The following is a 21,446-nucleotide window of genomic DNA, read 5'->3' on the forward strand; positions in this document are numbered from 1 at the left end:
CCAGATAGGCAAGTCCTGGCCCGTCATCAGAAAACGCGGGGGTTTGTGTCCGATTCGAACGAGCAACAGCTTCAAAGTAGAGGAGGAACACCCATGCTGTTCACAATCAATAACAACCGTGACTGGAGGTCCGCATGACACTCTGGTTATCCACAGGACTGATTTTCACCTTCGCAGCCATCGCGCTGATTCTGTACAAGTGGTGGGATCTGCAGTGCATTGGCGTGACGCCGGTGCGCACGCTCACCTTCATTGCCATCCTGTTCACCTCGGGACTGGACGTCGGCCTCATCATGTTCCCGCTGACCGAATTCGGCGGCTACGGCAACGTCTCCGAAAACCCGGAGTACGGCTTCGCCAACCCACTGGCCATTGAGTTCGGGTTCTGGGCCTTCCTGATCTGGGGCTTCTACTTCCTGACCTGCTTCTACTTCGCGATCATCGAGCCGCGGGTGAAGTTCTTCGAGATTCCGTTGGTGAAAGTCGTTAACAACGTGGTGATCATCGGCACCTGCGCCTTCACCGCTTACTTGTTGCTGGTCAACCTGCCCTGGTACCTGCCGCAAATTGGCGACGGCGAATCGGTGGTGCCCACCTTCTACGCCATCGTCTTTGCCTCCATCGGCCTGGCGGTCTACTCCAGCTCGAAGATCAAGTACGTGCGCATTCTCAGCCTGAGTTCGAGCGCCCTGTTTATCGCGCTTATTGCCGGTATGTGGATCCGGGCGTTCGCGTCGGGCGAAGGCAGCCCGGGTGATTTCCTGGGCACGGTGGGCCTGCTGGGTGAGTACTTCACCAACATCCACCAGTTCTTCCTGCCGATCAACGACTACCACGAGTTCTACCTGTTCTGGTGGTTCTCCTGGAGTATCATGATCGGTCAGTTCACCGCGCGCTTCGTCAGCGGCATCCGTACCTGGCAGCTGCTGATCGCCATGCTGGTGGTGCCGTCCATCGCCATCGGCGTGTGGTTCTCGGTGCTTTACTACTACCACGACGCTGGCCTGGAAGTGGCGGCTTTCACCAACCTGGCCATGATCACCGTGGGCGTGCTGATGGTGGTGAACTCGCTGGATTCGCTGATCCGGCTGTACACCGACAACCTGAACCTGACCGCCCAGCGGCTGGGTCGCATGAACTACGTGATCTTCAATGTCGTGGCCATGATTGGCCTGACCATGCTGTTCCAGCTCGACTTCCTGCGCATCCAGTGGGTTGGCGCCCTGGTGATCGCCCTCTACTTCGGCTGCTTCGCTTACATCCTGGCGACCAAGCGCCGCGAAGTGGCGAGCATTGAGAGCTCACCCAAGGAAAACGTCCTGGATTATCGCAAGATCGAACTGGCGGGCTGAAGCGCCAGAGCCGTGCCGAAAAGCAGGTGGTCCTACGGGCCACCTGCTTTTTTTTGGCCGATCGAAACCGTCGTCAATTGCAGCCGGCCAGGCTGTCGATCCAGTCCGCCACCAGTTGCGCGCCGCGCTGGTCGACCCGCAGGGTGCTGATCGGCGGCATCCGGTCGCTGTCCCCGGCCAGCATGCGTAGGTGCAGCAGGGAATTGGCGGCATCCCCGGGTGCGAGCAGTTGCGCTCCGGGCCGGTCCGGGTCCTCGGTGCTGGGGGCGATGCCACAGGTGCCGGTGGTGCCCAGGGTCGTGGTAAACCGCAAGTCCATGCTGCTCTGGGTGGTGCCGCCGGGCCTGTGGCAGTGGCTGCAGTTGCTGTGCAGGTAGCTGCGGGCCCGGGCCTCCAGGCTGGCGTCCGGGTCGGTGCTGGCGCTCAGGCGGCGGCTGCGCTGGGCCGGGGTGGGCGCGCGTTCGAGCACGCCGATGCCGGCCAGGGTGTCGAGCTGGTTGGCGCTGATCCCGGTCTGTGGATAAGTGAAGGGGGCGTCCAGTTGCAGGGTTTCCAGGCCCAGGGTGAAGCCGGCCGCCCGGGTGTGGCACTGGGTGCACTCACCGGCCGACGGGTAGTGCCAGACCTGGCCGCCCAGGTCCACGTCCTGGCTGCCGGCCACCAGCTCGGCGTCGGAGCCGGCCTCGTCCCAGCGGTAGCTGTAGCCGGACCAGCTGCCGTCGGCGTTGTGCAGGTACAGCCGGGTCTCGACCGGACGCTGGTCCAGGCTGAAGTTCTTGACCAGCACCGAGCCCCGGGGAAACTCGAAATCGCCGGTGTCGGTCAGGCCTACCGTGGTGTTGTCCGGCAAAGCCAGGTAGCGGGTCTTGTCGGCGCCGTCGGACCAGAACCCCTCAATCGGCTGATAGGGAATCAGCGCGTCCGCCGGCTGCCAGGGCGCATTGGCCTGCACGCAGCCGGTGTCCGACAGCCGCTGGGGCAGCTCGATCTCCTCCACCACCGGGTCAATGCGGAACAGCCCGGTGGTGGTGACCAGATACAGCTCGCCCTGATTGTCCTGGCCGAAGGACGCCACGTTGCGACCGGTCTCCAGCAGGGTGCGGCGCTGGTAGCTGCCGTCCGGCCGGCGGGTCAGGGCCCAGAGGGTGCCGGAGCCAAAATCGGAGAACAGATAGGCCCCGCGCAGTGGGGGAATGGCGCCGCCCCGGTAGACGTAGCCCCCGGTCACGGAAATGCCATCACCGCGGCCGTAGGCATGCACCGGCGGTTCAAACCCACTGGAGACGCTGCAACTGTTGGCGGTGCGCTGGAAGCCCTCGTAACAGCGCCAGCCGTAGTTGCCGCCCCGGGTGATGATGTTGATTTCCTCGAAATCGTCCTGACCGACATCCCCGGCCCAGAGTGCCCCGGTGCTGCGGTCGAAGCTCCAGCGCCAGGGGTTGCGCAGGCCGTAGGCGTAGATCTCCGGCACCGAGCCGGACACGCCGTTGCTGGCCGGGCTGCCATCGGCGGTGTAGCGGAGCATCTTGCCCAGCCGGGTCGACAGGTCCTGGGCCCGATTCTGGGGGTCGTTGGCATCGCCGCCGTCGCCCAGGCCAATATAGAGCAGATTGTCCGGTCCGAACGCGATGTGGCCGCCGTTGTGGTTCCGGTACGGCTGGGCCTGGGTCATCAGGTCGAACCGCTCCAGGGCCCCGGCGCCGTTGCCGCGCAGGCTTTGGCCGTTGTCGGTGGACTGGAAACGGGCGACGTAGGAGGTCAGGCTCGGCGGCCCCTGGGTGAATGACAGGTACAGGTAACCGTTGTCGGCGAAGGCCGGGTCGAAGGCCATGCCCAGCAGGCCGCATTCCAGGCAGCTGGCGGGGTCGCTGATCGGGTAAAAATCGGCCAGATTGACCAGCACGCTGCGGGTTTCCGTGGCCAGGTCCACCCGGTACACGGTGCCGGCCTGTTCCAGCACGTAGACCACCGTGTTTTGGCTGGGGTGGGGCACCATCAGCAGCGGCGCGTCGAAGGCAAGATTGGGCACCAGGGCGGTCAACTGAACCTCGCCGGAGGCGGCAAAGGCCAGGCACTGGGTGTTGCCGGGGCGCCCGGCCAGGCCGAAGCTGGCGCCGCCCCCGCCCGATCCACCACAGGCCGACAGTGACACGAAGAGCACAAGCAGAAGGCAGCGAACCATGGCCGATTCCCTCCCGGCTAGAGCGTTAAGTTTAGTTCATCGCGGCCCCGGCAAGAGTTGAAGTCTGCAAATTTGTCGCCATTTAGGTTCGGGTAGGTTTTCAGGGTGCTGGCTTGAAATAGGCAGTGCCTATCTTAAGATTGGGAATTATCAATTTTATCCGGGCGTCACGAATCGTTAGTCTGGGCGCCGTAAATTAATCGTTCCGTTAATTCATCCATGAGGAGTGTTCTTGTATGGGCATCATCAACAGCGAGATTAAGCCGTTCAACGCAACTGCCTTCAAACAGGGCGAGTTCGTTGAGATCAGCGAAGCCGACGTGAAAGGCAAGTGGGCGGTATTCTTCTTCTACCCGGCCGACTTCACGTTCGTATGCCCGACCGAGCTGGGCGACGTGGCCGACAAGTACGAAGAGCTGCAGAAGCTGGGCGTCGAAGTGTTCTCCGTGTCCACCGACACTCACTTCACCCACAAGGCGTGGCACGATGCGTCCGAGACCATTGGTAAGATCAACTACTACATGGTTGGCGACCAGACCGGCACCATCACCAACAACTTCGGTGTGATGCGTGAAGGCCAGGGCCTGGCAGATCGCGCGACCTTCCTGATCGATCCGGATGGCGTGATCCAGGCGATGGAAATCACCGCGGAAGGCATCGGCCGTGACGCCGACGACCTGATGCGCAAGGTCAAGGCTGCCCAGTACGTGCGTAAGCACCCGGGTGAAGTCTGCCCGGCCAAGTGGAAAGAAGGCGAAGAGACTCTGGCTCCGTCTCTGGACCTGGTCGGCAAGATCTAAGCGTTACCCCTCAGGTAAACGCCGCGTAGAGGGTCTGCCAAGCGGGCCCGATACCACCAGCGAACCCCGGTTTTCCGGGGTTCGTTGCGTTTGGGCTCAGAAAAAACGGCGGAATCAAACCACCGCGCCTCAGAGCGCCGCCAGGATGGCTTCCGAGCTGGTCGATTCCAGCCCCTTCTCATCGATATTGAGCAGCTTGACCACGCCGTCGTCGACGATCATGGCGTAACGCTGGCTGCGAATGCCCATCTGGTTGGCCGTGCGATCCTGGGTCAGTCCCAGGGCCTTGGCGAAGTCGCCCATGCCATCGGCCAGCATGACGATTTCCTCGGCGTTGTGGGCCTTGCCCCAGGCGTCCATCACAAAGGTGTCGTTGACCGAGGTGCAGATGATGCGATCCACGCCCTTGGCCTTGATCTTGTCGGCGTCGACCACGAAGCCGGGCAGGTGCGCGGCCGAGCAGGTCGGCGTGAAGGCGCCGGGCACCGCGAAAATCACCACTTTCTGACCGGCACACAGTTGGCCGGTGCTGACCTTCTCCGGGCCGTTCTCGCCCATCACCTGCAGTTCTACATCGGGCAGTCGATCGCCTACCTGAATCGCCATTGTTCGGGTCTCCGTTGTTGTTCGGGTTGGGTTGGTCAAATCCGCCGGTTACGGGGTGCTGCCGTAGTCCACGCCCCGGGCCTTGAGTCGGTAGAACTCCTCCAGGACGCCGGCCATGGCGTCCGGGCAGTAGGGCCGGAGCCCGCCCAGCACCAGCCGCTTGGCGACCTCGCCCACCGGCTGGCCGTCGGACAGCAGGCGGTATTCCAGGGTGACATTGCCTCGTTTGCCATTGGCCTCCAGATCGGCGTCGTGCAGCTCAAGATCCAGGGACACGGCGTCCAGGCGCTCCAGCGCCAGACTCATGCTCTCGTACATCACCATGGGCCGGTCGGGGTTGAACATCACCCCCTTGGATTCCATCAGCGGCTGCAGGGTGTGCGGGAAATTCTTGCCCGAGGCGGCGACGTAGCAGCGGGTGAAATCCTCGATCAGGGTCTCGTCGCGGGTTACCGGGCCGCTGCGGGTCACTTCCAGATATACCTTGCCGTTCTGGTCGCAGACCTCAATGGTGTCCGGCGCCGGTTCGCGGAATTCCAGCGCCACCCCATCGCCGAGCAGGTTCTTGAACTGGAAGGTCATGGCGGTGGACAGGCCAAACCGGGACAGGACCACCGCGAACAGCAGATCACCCGGGACACAGAACCGGCGTGCGTCCGGGTCGTGGATCGGGTTGAAATCGCCGGCAATTTCCTTGGCGAATCGGCTGGCCTGGAGCGCGTTGATGTGAACACGCCCGTCCTCAATGGTGTGAAAGCGGTCTAGGAACATGTGCTGCCTTATCTGATCGCGGAGTTGAAAATGCGAGTTGGCCTGAGATGCTCCCTCCATGATAGTTGAGTCCAATCCATCCCAACATGCGCTATTCGTCCTAAAGTGAAAGCTGGAGAGCGGCCACAGAGTTGGAGGTTGCGGTGCCATCCAGCAAGCCCTGGCAGGAGTTATCCCCGGCTCAGGTTCTGACCGAGCTGGGCAGCGATTGGTCCGGACTGACCGAGTCGGAGGTGGTGGCCCGGACCCGCCAGTATGGTCCCAACCGCCTGCCAGAGCCGCCCGGACGCAGCCACCTGCGCCGTTTCCTGGGCCAGTTTCATCACGTGCTGATCTACGTGTTGCTGGTGGCGGCGGCCATGACCGCGTTGCTCGGCCACTGGTTGGATACCTCAGTCATCCTAGCGGTGGTGGTGCTGAACGCGGTCATCGGTGACCTGCAGGAGGGGCGGGCGGAGAAGGCCATGGCCGCGCTGCGAACCCTGCTGGCGCTTCAGGCCTCGGTGGTGCGGGCCGGCCACCGGCGCACCCTGGCCAGCGCCGACCTGGTGCCCGGCGACATAGTGTTGCTGGAGGCGGGGGACCGGGTGCCGGCCGATCTGCGCCTGCTCAAAAGCCACGAGCTGCGGGTGCAGGAGGCCATCCTGACCGGCGAATCGGTCCCGGTGGACAAGCGGACCGAGCCCGTGGCCGGCGATCTGGCACTGGGTGACCGCAGTTGCATGGCCTTCAGCGGCACCTCGGTGGTCACCGGTCAGGCCACCGGGGTGGTGGTAGCCACGGCCGCCGAGACCGAAATTGGGCGCATCGGCCACTTGCTGGCGGGGGTCGAGCAGCTGACCACCCCCCTGGTGGCCCAGATGCAGGTGTTCGCCCGCTGGCTGACCCTGTTCATCCTGACCCTGGCGGTGCTGATGCTGGTCTACGGCCACTGGTGGCTGGACTATGGCTTCGCCGACCTGTTCATGGCCGTGGTCGGACTGTCGGTCGCGGCGATTCCGGAAGGTTTGCCAGCGGTGCTGACCATCACCCTGGCGGTCGGGGTCCAGGCCATGGCCCGGCGCCATGCCATCGTTCGCCGGTTGCCGGCGATCGAGACCCTGGGCGCGGTATCGGTGATCTGCTCGGACAAGACTGGCACCCTGACCCGCAACGAAATGAACGTGGTAACGGTCGTCACCGCGGCGCGACAGTTGACCGTGGACGGCGCCGGCTATGGTCCGGACGGCACCCTGATGGAGGACGGTCGGGTGGTTGTCGCCGACGCCGACCCACGCCTGCAGGAGCTGGCCCGAGTGGCCGGCCTGTGCAACGACGCCGAGTTGCAGCACGGCAACGGCGATTGGCGGGTGGAGGGCGATCCCATGGAGGGGGCCCTGCTGTCGTTTGCCACCCGTCTTGGCCTGTCCGCCGGGGTCTTGAAGCAGCAGTGGACCCGGACCGATGCCATTCCCTTCGACACCGACTACCGCTACATGGCGACCCTGCACCACAATCATCAGAATCAGGCCTGCGTCCTGGTCAAGGGCGCGCCGGAGACCCTGCTCGACCTGTGCACCGAACAGCGCGCCAAGGACCTGACCGGTGCACCGCTGGATCGGGTCTGGTGGCTGGCGCAGGTCGGGGCCATTGCCGCCCAGGGCCAGCGGGTGCTGGCGTTGGCGCTGCGCCCGGTGTCGGCCGGACAGGTGGTGCTGGCCCGGTCGGACCTGGGAGAGGGGCTGGTGCTGCTGGGACTGGTTGGCCTGCTGGACCCGCCCCGGCCGGAAGCGGTGGCCGCCGTGGCCGAGTGCCGCAGCGCCGGCATTCGGGTCAAGATGATCACCGGTGACCACGGCGCCACGGCCCAGGCCATTGCCCGGGCCATCGGTCTGGAACAGCCCGAGCGGGTGCTCACCGGGGTGGAGTTGGACGGGCTCACCGAGTCGCAACTGGCGTCGGTGATCCCGGACACCGATGTTTTTGCCCGCACCAGTCCCGAACACAAGCTGCGGCTGGTGACGGCCCTGCAGGCCCGGGGGCAGGTTATTGCCATGACCGGCGACGGGGTCAACGATGCGCCCGCGCTCAAGCGCGCCGACATCGGCATCGCCATGGGCCAGAAAGGCAGCGAAGCGGCCAAGGAAGCCGCGGAACTGGTCCTGGCCGACGACAACTTTGCCTCCATCGTGGCGGCGGTGCGCGAGGGCCGCATCATCCACGACAATATCCGCAAAGTGATCGGTTGGACCCTGCCCACCAACGCCGGCGAGGCGTCGGTCATCCTGCTGGCCCTGTTGGCCGGGCTGGCCCTGCCGGTGACGCCGATCCAGATCCTGTGGGTCAACATGGTGACCGCGGTCACCCTGGGCATCGCCCTGGCGTTTGAGGCCGGCGAGACTGACGTTATGCAGCGGCCACCGCGACCGCGCAATCAGCCCCTGCTCACCGGCCGCCTGGTCTGGTACATCCTGCTGGTGGCGACCCTGTTCCTGGTGGGGGTATTCGGGGTGTACCGCCTGGCCCTGGCCCAGGGCTACAGCGTTGCCCTGGCGCAGACCATGGCCATGAACACCCTGGTGGCGATGGAAGTGTTCCAGCTGTTGTTTATCCGCAATCTGGCCCTGCCCCGGCTGACCTGGCGCCGCCTGCTGGGCTCGCAACCGGTGTGGCTGGCCGTGGCCCTGGTGCTGGTCGGGCAGATGGCGCTGACCTACGTGCCGGCGTTGCAACGGGTGTTTCGGACCGAAGCCATGCCACTGTCCGCCTTGGTGTTGATCCTGGGGGTCGGGGTGCTGCTGTTCCTGGCCCTGGAAGGGGAAAAACAACTGCGGCTGCGGCTGGGCCGGCGGGGGCAGGTGGGGCAAAATCGGGTATGAACTATCAACGTATGCCCGCCGTATAGCAAACATCTATCAAACAGGTTGGGCCAATCAATTTGAGGCCTCGCCGGCCAACCCTTATCTTTGGCAGCAGTTGAGTTCTGAACCAAGTTACAAATCAATCCGTTGGTTTCACAGTAACCAGAGAGGAAAGCGTTTTATGTTGGATGCCGGTATCAAGGAGCAATTGAAAGCGTACATGGACAAGCTGCAGCAGCCGATCGAGCTGGTGGCGGCTTACGATGACAGCGACAAGTCCCAGGAGCTCAGGCAGCTGCTGGAAGAGCTGGAGCCCATGTCCGACAAGATCAGTCTGCGGACCGAAGAGTCGAACGACGTGCGCCGGCCGTCCTTCGCCATCAACCGCATCGGCAGCGACATCGGGGTCCGCTTTGCCGGTATTCCCATGGGCCACGAATTCACCTCCCTGGTGCTGGCCCTGCTGCAGGTTGGTGGTCACCCATCCAAGGCGGCCCAAGAAGTGATCGAGCAGGTGCAGGAGCTCGAGGGCTCGTTCGAGTTCGAGACCTACTTCTCCCTGTCCTGTCAGAACTGCCCGGACGTGGTCCAGGCCCTGAACCTGATGAGTGTGCTCAACCCCAACATCAAGCACACCTCCATCGACGGCGCCCTGTTCCAGGACGAGGTCGAGCGGCGTGAGGTTATGGCGGTGCCGAGCGTGTACCTGAACGGCGAAGCCTGGGGCCAGGGCCGCATGACCCTGGAAGAGATTGTCGCGCGCCTGGACACCAAGTCCGATGAAAAAGAGGCCGAGAAGATCAACCAGAAGGACACCTTCGAGGTGCTGGTGATCGGTGGCGGCCCGGCGGGCGCCTCGGCCGCGATCTACGCTTCGCGCAAGGGCATCTCCACCGGTATCGCCGCCGAGCGTTTCGGTGGCCAGGTGGCCGACACCATGGGTATCGAGAACCTGATCTCCGTGCCATACACCGAGGGCCCGAAACTGGTCGGTGCCATGGAGCAGCACGTCAAGGAATACGACGTCGATATCATGAACATGCAGCGCGCCGAGAAACTGATTCCGGCGGCCAAGCCGGGGCTGGCCCACGAGGTGCGCCTGGCCAACGGCGGCTCACTCAAGGCCCGGACCCTGGTGCTGTCCACCGGCGCACGTTGGCGCCAGCTGGGCGTGCCCGGCGAGGACGAGTACCGCAACAAGGGCGTGGCCTACTGCCCGCACTGTGACGGCCCGCTGTTCAAGGGCAAGCGCGTGGCCGTGATCGGCGGCGGTAACTCCGGCGTTGAGGCCGCCATCGACCTGGCCGGTATCGTCGGTCACGTGACCCTGATCGAGTTCGGGGCCGAGATGCGCGCCGATGAGGTGCTGCAGAAGAAGCTGCGCAGCCTGAAGAACGTGGAAATCATCACCTCCGGCCAGACCACCGAAATCACCGGTGACAATGGCAAGGTCAACGGCCTGAACTACAAGGACCGGACTTCGGGTGAGGAGCACCACATCTCCCTGGAAGGGGTGTTTGTACAAATCGGCCTGGTGCCGAATACCGAGTGGCTGAAAGGCGACATCGAGCTGAGCCAGCACGGTGAAATCATCGTCAACGACCGCAACGAGACCTCCATTCCGGGTGTCTTTGCCGCCGGCGATGCCACCACCGTGCCGTACAAGCAGATCGTCATTTCCATGGGCGAGGGGTCCAAGGCCGCCCTGAGCGCCTTCGACTTCCTCATCCGCAACTCGGCGGAAGACGACGAAGAGCAGGCCGCCTGATACCGGGGACCACTCCGGGTGAGAGAGCAGGGGCGTCGGAGCGATCCGACGCCCCTTTTTTTGTCTCCGATTGCCGACCGCGCCCGCTGGCCCAGCTTGACCTCCGCCCGGGTTCCCGTGGATATTGGACCGGCTATGGGTGTGGAGACTGGGTGCCGTGAACGGACGTTGGACAATCTGGATGTTTTGCCTGCTGGCCTGGCTGACCGCGGCGCCAGCCCTGGCCGCGGCCGAACCGGCCCGGGTGGTGTTCCTGTCGCCGGATACCTCCCGGTTCTGGGGCCTGGTCTCGGGCTTTATGCAGGCCGTGGCCGACGATCTGGACGTGGAGCTGGAGGTGGTGACCGACCAGAAACGGCACCGGTTGAGCTATCTGCAGCTGGCGGAAGAGGTGCTGGCGCGGCCGGACAAACCTGAGTATCTGGTGTTCATGTGTAAGGAGAACGTGACCGCGCGCATGGTGGCCCTGGCCAGTGAGGCCGGGGTCAAGGTGTTCACCTTCAACACCGACGTGCCCGAGGAAACCCGGGAGCTGCTGGGTCTGCCCCGGGAGCAGGTCGCCAACTGGATTGGCCATCTGGCGCCGGACAATGTCGGCGGCGGCAAGGCCCTGGCCCAGCTCCTCGGGCAGCAGGCCCGACAATTGACCGGGCGCGCGCCCGCCACGGCGCCGGCGATGATCGCGCTGACCGGCACCCTGGACTCCTCGGCCGCGACCGATCGCAATCTGGGTCTGCTGACCGTGGTGGAGAGCCAGGAGGCGGCGCTGTCCCAACTGGTGCACGCGGACTGGAGCGAAGCCGAGGCGCACAAGAAGACCCGGGTGCTGCTCAAACGTTACCCCACGGCCACCGCGATCTGGAACGCCAGCGACGGCATGGCCCTGGGCGCCATTGCCGCGGCCCGCTCGGCCGGTCTGCAGCCGGGCGTGGATCTGGTGGTCGGCGGTATCGACTGGGAACCCCGGGCCCTGGCGGCCATCCGGGATGGCGACCTGGCGGTCAGCCTGGGGCGGCACTTCATGGGCGGCGGGCTGCTGATGCTGTTGCTGCACGACTACCACCGGGGCGCTGATTTCGCCGGGTCCTCGGCGATGCTGAGTTACCAGCTGGAGCCGGCCACCCGGAGCAACCTGGCGTGGGTGGAACGGATTCTCGCCCCGGGCAACTGGCAGCGGGTCCGGTTCGACCAGTTCAGCCGGGCACTGAACCCGGACCGTAGCCGGGAGGGACAGAGCGCGGATGCCTTGCTGGATGCCTTTGCGGCGGCGTTGAACGATCAGGGCGCGGTGGCCAGCGGTTACTGAGCGCGCACCAGTTCGTAGGCGCAGATGTTGACCGAGGTGGCCAGATTGAGGGATTCAATGGCGCCGGCCCCGGCGATGGTGAAGGGGGTGGCGGCCAGATCCGCCAGGGCCTCCTGCGGCACGCCCCGGGCCTCGTTGCCGAACAGGTAACAGTCGTGCTGCCGGAACGCCGGTGCGGTCAGGGCCTCGCCCTGGAGGTCCAGACAGGCGATGCGGCGGTAACGCTTGGCCAGCTGGGACAGGGGAACCTCGATTTCCAGCGGGACATGGAACAGCGCGCCCATGCTGGCGCGCACCACCTTGGGGTTGTAAGGATCGACACTGCCCGGGCTGAGCAGGCAGCGAAAGCCGCCAAACCAGGCCAGGGTCCGCAGGATGGTGCCAAGGTTGCCGGGGTCCTGAACCTGGTGCAAATAGATGGCCTTCTCGCCCGCCTGGGTGACCGGGCGATGGCCCGGTTCGGGCATGGGCACCACCGCCAGGATGCCCTGGGGAGTGCGGGTGTCGGCCAGCTGCGCCATCTGGCGGTCGCTGACCCGGTGGGTCGGGAACGGGCTGCGCCAGTCGCCGTAGGCGTCGGTAACGTAAAGTTCGGCCTGGTTCAGACCGGGCTGCCGGGCCGCGGCTTTCTCCAGTTCCAGCACCAGGTGCTCGCCCTCCACCAGGTAGTGGCCCAGGGACTGGCGGTATTTTTTCTGGTGCAGTTTCCGGATGTCGGTCAGTTTCACGGCAATCGCCCGTTGATGCGCTGGCGCCGCCCGGGCCATCCGGTCGGGACAGAGGGCGGCAGGGAGACGCCGATTGTACGTGCGTGCGGGCCGGATGTCAGGATTTTGCCGGCGCCGGGCGCGGCACGTACAATAGCGGCTTAGTTTCCCGACACGACTGAATCCCCATGGCCCGATCCAAAAGCAGCAACCGTTGGCTGGAAGAACACGTCAACGACCCCTTCGTGAAACAGGCGCAGGTGGACGGCTACCGTTCGCGCGCCAGCTACAAGCTGCTGGAAATCAACAAGAAGGACCGGTTGATTCACCCCAACATGGTGGTCATGGACCTGGGTTCGGCGCCCGGCGGCTGGTCCCAGGTGGCGGCCAAGCTGGTGGGCCACAAGGGCCGGGTGATCGCCTCCGACATCCTGGCAATGGATCCGATCGCCGGGGTCGAGTTCATCCAGGGCGATTTCACCGAAAACGCGGTGTTCGACGACATCATGGCCACCCTGGGCGACAGCCCGGTGGATGTGGTCATCTCCGACATGGCGCCCAACATCAGCGGCGTGGCCGTGGCCGATCAGGCCGCGTCCATGTACCTGGTGGAACTGGCCCTGGACATGGCCAACCAGGTGCTCAAACCCAAGGGCAGCTTCCTGGCCAAGGTGTTCCAGGGCGAGGGCTACGACGACTACCTGAAAGCCGTGCGGGCCAGCTTCGACAAGGTGGTGGTGCGCAAGCCCGACTCCTCGCGTTCCCGGTCCCGGGAAGTCTACATCCTCGGCAAGGGCTTCAAGGGCTGAGCCCGACGCCCCCGGCGCGGGGCTCAGCCCCGATCAAAGCCCTGCATCACGTTCACCGCGTTGACGCCGATGGCGTCGACATCGTACCCGCCTTCCATGGTGAACACCGTGGGTAGTCCCAGGCGCTGCAGGCGCTGGCCCAGGGTCAGGTAATCGTCCGATTTCAGCTTGAAGAAGGAAATCGGATCCTCCTCGAAGGTATCCACACCCAGCGCCACCACCAGGGCATCCGGCTGGAACCCGGCGATGCGCTGGCAGGCGGTTTCCAGGCCCTGGCTCCAGACCGCGTACGGCGTGCCGGGTGGGTAGACGAGGTTGAGGTTGTAGCCCTCACCCTCGCCCTCGCCGGTTTCGTCCTCAAACCCCAGGAAATGCGGGAACACCAAGTCCGGGTCGCCGTGCAGGCTCAGGGTCAGGACATCCCGGCGCTGGTAGAAGATGGCCTGGGTGCCGTTGCCGTGGTGGAAATCGACGTCGAGGATGGCCACCCGTTGCGCGCCCTGGTCCCGGAACGCCTGGGCCACGATGGCGGCGTTGTTGAAGAAACAGTAGCCGCCAAACAGGTCGGCGTGGGCATGATGGCCCGGGGGCCGGCACAGGGCAAAGGCGGCCCGTTCGCCGCCGGCCACCAGTTTCTGCGCGGTCAGGGCGACATTGGCCGAGGCCCGCGCCGCCTCCCAGGTGCCGTCGGAAATCGAGGTTTCGGCGGCAAAGCTGTAATAGCCCAGCCGGCCGTCGATGTCCTTGGGCACCCGGGCGCGCATGCCGCGCCCGCACCAGACCGCCGGAATGGCTTCGCCCGGTTTGCCGGCGGCGAGCCAGTCGGTCCAGCAGTGCTCCAGGAACTCGACGTAATCGGCGCTGTGGACCCGGCGGATGGGATCCAGGCCGAATTCCTCCGGTTCCAGGATCTCCCCCAGGGCCTGGCCCTTGACCCGGGCCAGGATGGTTTCGGCCCGGGACGGCTTTTCGTGGGGCTCGATCAGGACGCCACCGTCCAGTTCGGTCTTGACGGCACGCCGGCTGTGCAGGAGGGAGAACACGGTTTTCATGGGGTCGGGACTTCCGCTGTGGATGAGCCCGGAACTGTGGCATAGCGTCGGGTCAGGCTCAAACCCCTACCGGCATTTGTTGCCGGTGGCGGGCGGGCTGGGCTATGGTTTGTCCATTCCCCCGGCCCGTCCTTGCAACCACGACGGGCCAGCCACCATGGGACCCTTTACCATGCTCTATCCGCTCTCGACCCTCGCGCTTGGCCCGCTGTTGCTGGGGCAGGGCCGGTACGTGCGCCGGGTGACGCCGCGTCTGCCCGAGGCCGAGGGCGAACGCGCCGGTGAGCTGGGGGCCGGCCCGGCGCTGCGCCTGCTGATCCTGGGTGATTCGGCGGCCGCCGGGGTGGGCGTGGAGCGCCAGGATGAGGCCCTGGCCGGGCGCCTGGTGGCCAGCCTGGGCCGGGAGTTCCGGCTCCACTGGCAGCTCTGGGCGGAAACCGGCCGAACCTCCGGGGATTTGCTGCGGGTCCTGCAACAGGCACCGAGCCAGCGCTTCGATGTGGTGCTGGTGTCGATGGGGGTCAACGACGTCACCGGCCGCACCGCCGACCGGCCCTGGCTGGCGCACCTGCACGAGGTGTCCGGCCTGCTGGCGGGCCGGTTTGGCGCCCGCCAGATCCTGTTCACCGCAATCCCGCCCATGCATCTGTTTCCGGCCCTGCCGCAGCCCTTGCGGTGGTACCTGGGGCTGCGGGCCCGGCAGTTGAACGCCCTGATGGCGGCGTTCTGCGCCGATCAGGCCCAGACCCGCTACCTGTCGGTGGGCTTCCCGCTGGAGCCGGGCTACCTGGCCGCCGACGGCTTTCACCCCGGCCGGGAGGCCTATCAGCTCTGGGCCGACCATGCCGCCACCGCCATCTGTGACGCCGCGCATACAATGGCCCGCTAAGACCAGTCGGCCGATTCCCTGCCGGTCCCGGCTGGGATATCTTGGGGCCAACGCCTGATCAAAATAACAACGACGACCGCACGAGGCCGGACATGAGCGAGCAACATTTCGATGTGTCGATCATTGGCGCCGGGGTATCCGGCATTGGCATGGCCTGCCACCTGCGCCGGGAATGCCCCGGCAAATCCTTCGCCATCCTCGAACGCCGCCAGGCCCTCGGTGGCACCTGGGACCTGTTCCGCTACCCGGGCATCCGCTCCGATTCCGACATGTTCACCTTCGGTTACAACTTCCGGCCCTGGGTGGGCGACAAGGTGCTGGCCGATGGCGCCTCGATCAAGGGCTATGTCCAGGCGACGGCCCGGGAGCACGACGTCGAGCGCCACATCCGCTTCGGCCAGGCCGTGACCGACGCCGACTGGTCCAGCGTCAACAAGGTCTGGACCCTGACCGCCCGCAACGAGGCGACGGGCGAGCCGGTCACCTACACCGCCAACTTCCTCATCGGCTGCACCGGTTACTACAACTATGATCAGGGCTACCAGCCGGATTTCCCGGGGGCCGAGACCTTCCAGGGTCGGATGGTCCACCCCCAGCACTGGCCCGAGGACCTGGATTACGCCGGCAAGAACGTCGTGGTCATCGGCAGCGGCGCCACCGCCATCACCCTGGTGCCGACCCTGGCCCAGCAGGCCGGGCACGTCACCATGCTGCAGCGTTCCCCGACCTACCTGATGCCGCTGCCGTCCTCCGACAAGCTGGCCCTGGGCCTGCAGAAGGTCCTGCCGGACCGGCTGGCCTACCGGCTGACCCGGGCCCGTAACGTCGCCATCGCCCGTTTCCTGTACCAGCGCTCGCGCAAGAATCCGAAACTCATGCGCAAGGTGTTTCTGGGCATCATCCGGCGCCAGGTGGCCGGCGTGGCCGACATGCGCCATTTCACCCCGGACTACGATCCCTGGGACCAGCGCCTGTGTGTGGTCAAGGACGGCGACCTGTTCCACGCCCTGCGGGCCGGCACCGCGTCCATCGCCACCGATCATATCGAGCGCGTTACCGAGACTGGCATCCGACTGAAATCCGGGGCCTTTCTCGAGGCCGACATCATCGTCCCGGCCACCGGCCTGGACATCCAGATGCTCGGCGGCATCCGGCCGCGGGTGGATGGCCAGGAACTGCAACTCCGGGATCGGGTGGTGTACAAGAACGTGATGGTGGAGGGCCTGCCCAACGCCGCCATGATCTACGGCTACACCAACGCCTCCTGGACCCTGAAGGTGGACATCGCCGCCGAGTACCTGTGCCGGCTGATGAACCTGATGGACCGGCGCGGGCATCAGACCGTGGTGGCCCGGGACACCGAGAACAGTGCCAGCGACGAGACCGTGCTGGGCTCGCTCAATGCCGGCTACATCCGGCGCGCCGCCGACCGGCTGCCGCGCCAGGGCACCCACGGGCCCTGGCGGGCAGGCCAGAACTACCTCGAGGACGTGAAAATCCTGCGCTTCGATCCGATCGAGGACGGCTACCTGGAATTCGACGGCAAGCGCACCCACGCCCGGGCGCCGGCCTCGGGCGGGTTCCTGCGGCCGCTGCGCTCGGCGTTGTTCGGCTCCTGACCTACTCGTTGCCCAGGTAGCTGGCCTGGACCCCGGCCCAGCCGTCGGACTCGGTCATGCGCAGGATTTGCTGCGACACCCGGGCCCGCAGCGGGTGGCCTTCGGGCATGGCCAGGGCGTAGAGCTGTTCGGCAAAAATGCCGGGCAGAATGGTGAGTTTCCGGACCCCCAGCTGCTGGTTGCGGTAGCGCAGCAGCGCCCGGTCGTAGACGATGGCATCGGTCTCGCCCTCGGCCACCGACACCATGGCGGCGGTCAGATTCGGGTAGGACCGGTAGCGAATGCGCTGCTCCTCCAGAAAGCGCTGGCTGGCGGTGTTGTCAATGGTCGCCAAGACGTTGCCGGGCAGGTCGTCGACGCCCTCAATGCCGGATCGCAGGTTGTTGACCGTCAACGACGAGGTGATGGCCGCGGTGAAGCTGGCCACCATGATCAAACCGGCAAACATCCAGACCAGGGCAATCAGCCGGCCGGTGAAAGACACCGGGGCCTTGTCGCCATAGCCCACGGTGGTCATGGTCACCGCCGCCCACCAGAAACTGGCGCCAATGCCCTCGGCGGCCGAACCGCCGAATTGGTCCGGATTCTTCCGGCGCTCCACCAGCCACAGCAGAAAACCCACCGCCAGCAGCAAGCCGCCCAGGGCCAGCACCACGCTGAGGAACTGCCAGCTGATCATCGCCTTGAGGCTGCCCAGCAGACTCTGCTCCGGCTGCGGCGGCACCGCGATCGAGAGTCCGGTGGTGTAGAACGGGTGGCTGAAATCGAACCGGCTCTCCCGGTCCGCGGTCATGGTCAGCGCGCCCACCGCCACATCGATGGTGCCCTGCTCGGTGGCGGTCAGCAGATCCGGAAATGCCAGCGGCACCCATTCGAACTCCCGCTCCATGCCGTCGGCAACGGCGCGCCAGAGGTCGATGCTGATGCCTTCCCAGCGTCCGTCCCCGGTTTTCATTACGAACGGTGGTACCTCGGTGATGCCCACCCGCAGGGGCGCCTCGTCCTGGGCCGCCTGGGCGGTGAGGGTCAGAGCGAGTAGGGCAAGGCAGAACAGGATCCGTTTTGGCATGGTGTCGGGCGGTCGCTGGCGACCGCGCTCTCCTTTGGTCGTGGTTAGTCTGGCAGTGGTTAGTCGACGAAGGCGGCTTGAATCACATCCCGGTAGTTGCGGATCCGTTGCACGTAGTGCACCGGCTCGTAGCCGCGGGCATACCCGTAGCGGGTGCTGGGATAGTACCGCTTGTCGGCTTTCAGGGGTAACACCTCAACCATGTCCTGCCAGGAGTCCGGGTTTTTGTTCAGCGAGCGGGCCAGCTCCCGGGCATCCAGCAGGTGGCCGCGGCCGATGTTGTAGCTGGCCAGGGCCAGGAAGGTGCGGTCCGGCTCGGGGATGGTGTCCGGCAGACGCTGGTGCCGGTCCGCCAGGTAGCGGGCGCCGCCATCAATGGCCGCGTCCGGATCGAGCCGGTTATCCACACCCAGGGATTCTGCGGTTCTCTGGGTCAGCATCATGATGCCGCGCACTCCGGTGGGCGACTTGGCCTCCGGGTCCCAGTGCGATTCCTGGTACGACAGCGCCGCCAGCAGGTCCGCCGGCATGCCGGTTTTGGCCTCGGCTTCCCGGAACTCATCGATGAACTCAGGCAGGCGCTCCTCGATCCGGCGATTCAGGGCCCGGAGATCCACGAAGTCGAAATCCCCGATGTAGGCGTAGTAGCGATTTTCCATGCGACCCAGGGCTTCGTCGCCGTCGACGCTGTTCATCCATTCCCGGGCGTCCGCGGCCAGATCGTCGGCGCCGGCTGGCAGGTACCAGCCCAGGTTCTGGCCGCCGGTGAGATTCATCGCCACCTCCAGGTGGGGGAAATGACGGCGCATGACCTGGACAATGTTGGAGTCGGCCACGGTGCAGGCGATGTCCTGTTCGGCCACCGCCGACAGGATGACTTCGGTGGTCCGTTTCGGGTCCTCGGTAAATTCGATGCCCGGATGCTGGTCGGCGAGCCCGTTCAGGGTTTCGACGTAACTGGAGTCGGCGGTGACCACAATCTCGGTGCCGGGCATCTGTTCGGCCAGCCGTGGCAGCGGGCGGGCGTCCCGGTGGCACACCAGCTGCTCGGTGATCTCGGTGTGCGCTGGGCCGCGGGTAAAGCGTTCGGTCCGGGACGGGCGATGGGTCAGGCCGGCCGCCGCCAGGTGGGTGGTGCCGGCGTCCAGGGACTGCAGCACCGCGCGGGTGGAGTCGTGCATGGTCCACTCGACCTCCCAGCCACGGGCGCTGGCGTAGTCGCTGATCAGGGTGTATTCCGGGCCCACCGGGTTCTCGTGACGGTCCAGGTAATAGGTGGTGGATCCGTTGCGGGTGGCAACCTTGAGGACGCCGGTCTCACCGGGCGGTTGCAGGTCGGTCGCGGTGTGCGGGCCGGAGCCGTCGGTGCAACCGGCGATCAGGAGGGGCAGGGCGAGCAGACTGCTTGAGAACTTCCATCGAAACATGATGACCACGCTCTTGCTGGGTGATGGCTGGTACGTATAAACACGTAGGCGTACTCCATGGTACTCGCTGTCGCGCCAATCGGATGCCCTGACGGCCTATCCGATCGGGCCCCGGACTTGCGGGCATCGTCTAGTATTGATGCTGCATGGCTTTCAGGAGGACACAGACTATGAACACCATTCGGATCCTGGTCATCACCCTGATGACGCTGCTCGCTGCCGGCCTGGCGCAGGCGGCGGACGGGCTGATCGTGGTCAAAAGCAGCCACAGCGTGGCGGCGACCGCCGACCGGCTGGAGGCGGTGCTGGCGGAGAAGGGCATGACCGTAATGGCGCGCATTGACCATGCCGCCAATGCCGAGTCGGTGGGCGCCAGCCTGCGGCCCACGGAGCTGGTGATCTTCGGCAACCCGAAAGTGGGTACGCCGCTGATGCAGTGCAGCCAGAGCGTGGCGGCGGATCTGCCCCAGAAGGCGCTGGTCTGGCAGGACGCCGACGGCCAGGTCTGGCTGGGCTACAACGACCCGGCCTACCTCAAGGCCCGGCACGGCATCGAAGGCTGTGACCCGGTGCTGGATAAGGTCACCAAGGCCCTGGCGGCCTTTGCCAGCGCCGCGACCCGCTGACTTATCCACAGGCCCCGGGCTGGCAAACACCTATGGCTTATTCCCGGGGCCTCTGTTAGTGTGCCCGCATCCTGCCTCTAGGGATTCCGCAGTTTCCGGCAAAACGCCGTCTTGCGAACCATCCATACGACCTGTCAGAGGACATCACCCCGCTTGCGGCGCGTGATCGTAGTCGTCTTTTTCTCCATGCCCACGCATGGACTCTGCCCGCATTCACCGGTTACGGCGTGAGTGGAGGCAGATCAATCAAGAGTTGAACCTATATGAGCTTTTCTTCCCTCGGTCTGTCCGAGCAGCTGGTCCGTGCCACCGCCGATCAGGGCTACGATACCCCGTCACCGATCCAGGCCAAGGCCATTCCCGCGGTACTGTCCGGCAAGGACGTGATGGCCGCGGCCCAGACCGGCACCGGCAAGACCGCCGGTTTCACCCTGCCGCTGCTGCAGCGCCTGGCCGATCGGCCGCGCTCCGGCAAGGGCCCGCGTGCCCTGATCCTGGCCCCGACCCGGGAGCTGGCGGCCCAGGTCCACGACAGCGTGACCCTGTACAGCAAGTACATTCCGACCAAATCCGCCGTGGTCTTCGGCGGGGTCAAGATCAACCCGCAGATGATGAAGCTGCGCAAGGGTCTGGACGTGCTGGTGGCCACCCCCGGTCGCCTGCTGGACCTGTACCAGCAGAACGCCGTGCGCTTCGACGAGATCGAGATCCTGGTGCTGGACGAAGCCGACCGCATGCTCGACATGGGCTTCATTCGCGACATCCGCAAGATCCTCGCGCTGCTGCCGGCCAAGCGCCAGAACCTGCTGTTCTCCGCCACCTTCTCGAACGAGATCCGGACCCTGGCCCAGGGCCTGCTGGACAACCCGGTGCAGGTGGAAGTGGCCGCGCGCAACACCACCGCCGAGAAGGTCAAGCAGTCGGTGTACCCGGTGGACCAGAAGCAGAAAACCGCGCTGCTGAGCAAGCTGGTGCGCGACAACAACTGGGAGCAGGTGCTGGTATTCACCCGCACCAAGCACGGCGCCAACCGCCTGACCCAGAAGCTGGAGCGCGACGGCATCACCGCCGCGGCCATCCACGGCAACAAGTCCCAGGGCGCCCGGACCCGGGCCCTGAGCGAGTTCAAGCAGGGTGGCATCCGCGTGCTGGTGGCCACCGACATCGCCGCCCGCGGTCTGGACATCAAGCAGTTGCCCCAGGTGGTGAACTTCGAGCTGCCGAACGTGCCGGAGGACTATGTCCACCGCATCGGCCGCACCGGCCGTGCCGGCGAGAGTGGCCACGCCCTGTCCCTGGTCAGTGCCGACGAGGGCAAGCTGCTGGCGGGCATTGAAAAGCTGATCAAGAAGCAGCTGCCGCGCAAGGAAGTGGAGGGCTTCGAGCCGACCAACATCCTGCCGCTCAAGCCCAAGGCCAAGGCCGACCCGAGCAAGGCCCGCAACCGCAATGGCAACGGCGGGCGCCAGGGCAAGCCGGCGGGCAAACCCCGCAGCGGCAATGCCCGCCCGGGTGGCCGCAGTGGTGGTCGGGGCCGTTCCGGCGGCCAGGCCGGCCGGTCGGCCAACCGCCAGACCTCGTAACGAAAAAGGCCGCCCAATCGGGCGGCCTTTTTTGTGTCCG

Annotated in this window: 17 protein-coding genes; 10 read left to right on the top strand and 7 right to left on the bottom strand. The window is 65.5% G+C overall.

What is annotated here, in order from left to right:
* Positions 1–134: 134 nt before the first annotated feature.
* Complete coding sequence (locus U5822_RS06485) at positions 135–1,352, top strand: BCCT family transporter (RefSeq protein ID WP_322854813.1); 1,218 nt, start codon at positions 135–137, stop codon at positions 1,350–1,352.
* Between the two features lie 73 nt (positions 1,353–1,425).
* Here U5822_RS06485 and U5822_RS06490 read toward each other — a convergent pair whose 3' ends face one another.
* Entirely contained in the window at positions 1,426–3,534 is a 2,109-nt protein-coding gene (locus tag U5822_RS06490; RefSeq protein ID WP_322854814.1) for a PQQ-dependent sugar dehydrogenase, read from the bottom strand.
* A 236-nt stretch (positions 3,535–3,770) separates the two neighbouring features.
* Between U5822_RS06490 and ahpC the strand changes: the two genes are divergently transcribed.
* On the top strand, positions 3,771–4,334 hold the full coding sequence (ahpC, locus tag U5822_RS06495) for an alkyl hydroperoxide reductase subunit C (protein WP_322854815.1): 564 nt from the start codon (positions 3,771–3,773) through the stop codon (positions 4,332–4,334).
* A 129-nt stretch (positions 4,335–4,463) separates the two neighbouring features.
* On the opposite strand, the gene U5822_RS06500 is transcribed toward ahpC, so the two are convergent.
* Entirely contained in the window at positions 4,464–4,940 is a 477-nt protein-coding gene (locus U5822_RS06500; RefSeq protein WP_322854816.1) for a peroxiredoxin, read from the bottom strand.
* 48 nt (positions 4,941–4,988) lie between these two features.
* Positions 4,989–5,711, bottom strand: coding sequence for a DUF3581 domain-containing protein (locus U5822_RS06505; protein ID WP_322854817.1), 723 nt, complete (start codon positions 5,709–5,711; stop codon positions 4,989–4,991).
* A 143-nt stretch (positions 5,712–5,854) separates the two neighbouring features.
* Here U5822_RS06505 and U5822_RS06510 point away from each other — a divergent pair, with 143 nt between their 5' ends.
* From U5822_RS06510 to U5822_RS06520, 3 genes are all read left to right on the top strand, one after another.
* Complete coding sequence (locus U5822_RS06510) at positions 5,855–8,569, top strand: HAD-IC family P-type ATPase (protein ID WP_322854818.1); 2,715 nt, start codon at positions 5,855–5,857, stop codon at positions 8,567–8,569.
* 163 nt (positions 8,570–8,732) lie between these two features.
* Positions 8,733–10,319, top strand: a complete 1,587-nt coding sequence (ahpF, locus tag U5822_RS06515; RefSeq protein WP_322854819.1) for an alkyl hydroperoxide reductase subunit F — start codon at positions 8,733–8,735, stop codon at positions 10,317–10,319.
* A gap of 181 nt (positions 10,320–10,500) precedes the next feature.
* Complete coding sequence (locus U5822_RS06520; protein ID WP_322854820.1) at positions 10,501–11,625, top strand: ABC transporter substrate-binding protein; 1,125 nt, start codon at positions 10,501–10,503, stop codon at positions 11,623–11,625.
* On the opposite strand, the gene U5822_RS06525 is transcribed toward U5822_RS06520, so the two are convergent.
* Positions 11,619–12,353 (bottom strand): TrmH family RNA methyltransferase, encoded by a 735-nt coding sequence (locus U5822_RS06525; protein WP_322854821.1) that lies wholly within the window; start codon positions 12,351–12,353, stop codon positions 11,619–11,621. The genes U5822_RS06520 and U5822_RS06525 overlap by 7 nt on opposite strands.
* Positions 12,354–12,520: 167 nt before the next feature.
* Here U5822_RS06525 and rlmE point away from each other — a divergent pair, with 167 nt between their 5' ends.
* Positions 12,521–13,141: a 23S rRNA (uridine(2552)-2'-O)-methyltransferase RlmE gene (rlmE, locus tag U5822_RS06530; RefSeq protein WP_322854822.1), complete on the top strand. Its 621-nt coding sequence runs from the start codon at positions 12,521–12,523 to the stop codon at positions 13,139–13,141.
* Positions 13,142–13,164: 23 nt separating this feature from the next.
* Here the strand turns inward: rlmE and U5822_RS06535 are convergent, their stop codons facing one another.
* Complete coding sequence (locus U5822_RS06535) at positions 13,165–14,193, bottom strand: histone deacetylase family protein (RefSeq protein WP_322854823.1); 1,029 nt, start codon at positions 14,191–14,193, stop codon at positions 13,165–13,167.
* A 172-nt stretch (positions 14,194–14,365) separates the two neighbouring features.
* Between U5822_RS06535 and U5822_RS06540 the strand changes: the two genes are divergently transcribed.
* The gene (locus tag U5822_RS06540) at positions 14,366–15,082 is read left to right on the top strand and encodes an SGNH/GDSL hydrolase family protein (RefSeq protein ID WP_322854824.1); all 717 of its coding nucleotides are present in this window, start codon (positions 14,366–14,368) and stop codon (positions 15,080–15,082) included.
* 92 nt (positions 15,083–15,174) lie between these two features.
* Entirely contained in the window at positions 15,175–16,701 is a 1,527-nt protein-coding gene (locus tag U5822_RS06545; protein ID WP_322854825.1) for a flavin-containing monooxygenase, read from the top strand.
* A gap of 1 nt (position 16,702) precedes the next feature.
* Here U5822_RS06545 and U5822_RS06550 read toward each other — a convergent pair whose 3' ends face one another.
* Complete coding sequence (locus tag U5822_RS06550; protein ID WP_322854826.1) at positions 16,703–17,770, bottom strand: transporter substrate-binding domain-containing protein; 1,068 nt, start codon at positions 17,768–17,770, stop codon at positions 16,703–16,705.
* A gap of 59 nt (positions 17,771–17,829) precedes the next feature.
* Positions 17,830–19,197, bottom strand: coding sequence for a membrane-bound lytic murein transglycosylase MltF (gene mltF / locus U5822_RS06555; protein ID WP_322854827.1), 1,368 nt, complete (start codon positions 19,195–19,197; stop codon positions 17,830–17,832).
* A gap of 170 nt (positions 19,198–19,367) precedes the next feature.
* Between mltF and U5822_RS06560 the strand changes: the two genes are divergently transcribed.
* Together U5822_RS06560 and U5822_RS06565 are read left to right on the top strand one after the other, a co-directional pair.
* Positions 19,368–19,823, top strand: a complete 456-nt coding sequence (locus U5822_RS06560) for a DUF302 domain-containing protein (protein ID WP_322854828.1) — start codon at positions 19,368–19,370, stop codon at positions 19,821–19,823.
* 263 nt (positions 19,824–20,086) lie between these two features.
* Positions 20,087–21,406 (top strand): DEAD/DEAH box helicase, encoded by a 1,320-nt coding sequence (locus U5822_RS06565; protein ID WP_322854829.1) that lies wholly within the window; start codon positions 20,087–20,089, stop codon positions 21,404–21,406.
* Positions 21,407–21,446: the final 40 nt, after the last annotated feature.

This window comes from Marinobacter qingdaonensis, from assembly GCF_034555935.1.
Classification (GTDB): Bacteria; Pseudomonadota; Gammaproteobacteria; order Pseudomonadales; family Oleiphilaceae; genus Marinobacter; species Marinobacter qingdaonensis.

Coding starts and splice junctions, on each gene's coding strand:
- U5822_RS06485 (WP_322854813.1), top strand. CDS start 135: ATGACACTCTGGTTATCCACAGGACTGATTTTCACCTTCGCAGCCATC.
- U5822_RS06490 (WP_322854814.1), bottom strand. CDS start 3,534: ATGGTTCGCTGCCTTCTGCTTGTGCTCTTCGTGTCACTGTCGGCCTGT.
- ahpC (WP_322854815.1), top strand. CDS start 3,771: ATGGGCATCATCAACAGCGAGATTAAGCCGTTCAACGCAACTGCCTTC.
- U5822_RS06500 (WP_322854816.1), bottom strand. CDS start 4,940: ATGGCGATTCAGGTAGGCGATCGACTGCCCGATGTAGAACTGCAGGTG.
- U5822_RS06505 (WP_322854817.1), bottom strand. CDS start 5,711: ATGTTCCTAGACCGCTTTCACACCATTGAGGACGGGCGTGTTCACATC.
- ahpF (WP_322854819.1), top strand. CDS start 8,733: ATGTTGGATGCCGGTATCAAGGAGCAATTGAAAGCGTACATGGACAAG.
- U5822_RS06520 (WP_322854820.1), top strand. CDS start 10,501: ATGTTTTGCCTGCTGGCCTGGCTGACCGCGGCGCCAGCCCTGGCCGCG.
- rlmE (WP_322854822.1), top strand. CDS start 12,521: ATGGCCCGATCCAAAAGCAGCAACCGTTGGCTGGAAGAACACGTCAAC.
- U5822_RS06535 (WP_322854823.1), bottom strand. CDS start 14,193: ATGAAAACCGTGTTCTCCCTCCTGCACAGCCGGCGTGCCGTCAAGACC.
- U5822_RS06540 (WP_322854824.1), top strand. CDS start 14,366: ATGCTCTATCCGCTCTCGACCCTCGCGCTTGGCCCGCTGTTGCTGGGG.
- U5822_RS06545 (WP_322854825.1), top strand. CDS start 15,175: ATGAGCGAGCAACATTTCGATGTGTCGATCATTGGCGCCGGGGTATCC.
- U5822_RS06550 (WP_322854826.1), bottom strand. CDS start 17,770: ATGCCAAAACGGATCCTGTTCTGCCTTGCCCTACTCGCTCTGACCCTC.
- mltF (WP_322854827.1), bottom strand. CDS start 19,197: ATGTTTCGATGGAAGTTCTCAAGCAGTCTGCTCGCCCTGCCCCTCCTG.
- U5822_RS06560 (WP_322854828.1), top strand. CDS start 19,368: ATGAACACCATTCGGATCCTGGTCATCACCCTGATGACGCTGCTCGCT.
- U5822_RS06565 (WP_322854829.1), top strand. CDS start 20,087: ATGAGCTTTTCTTCCCTCGGTCTGTCCGAGCAGCTGGTCCGTGCCACC.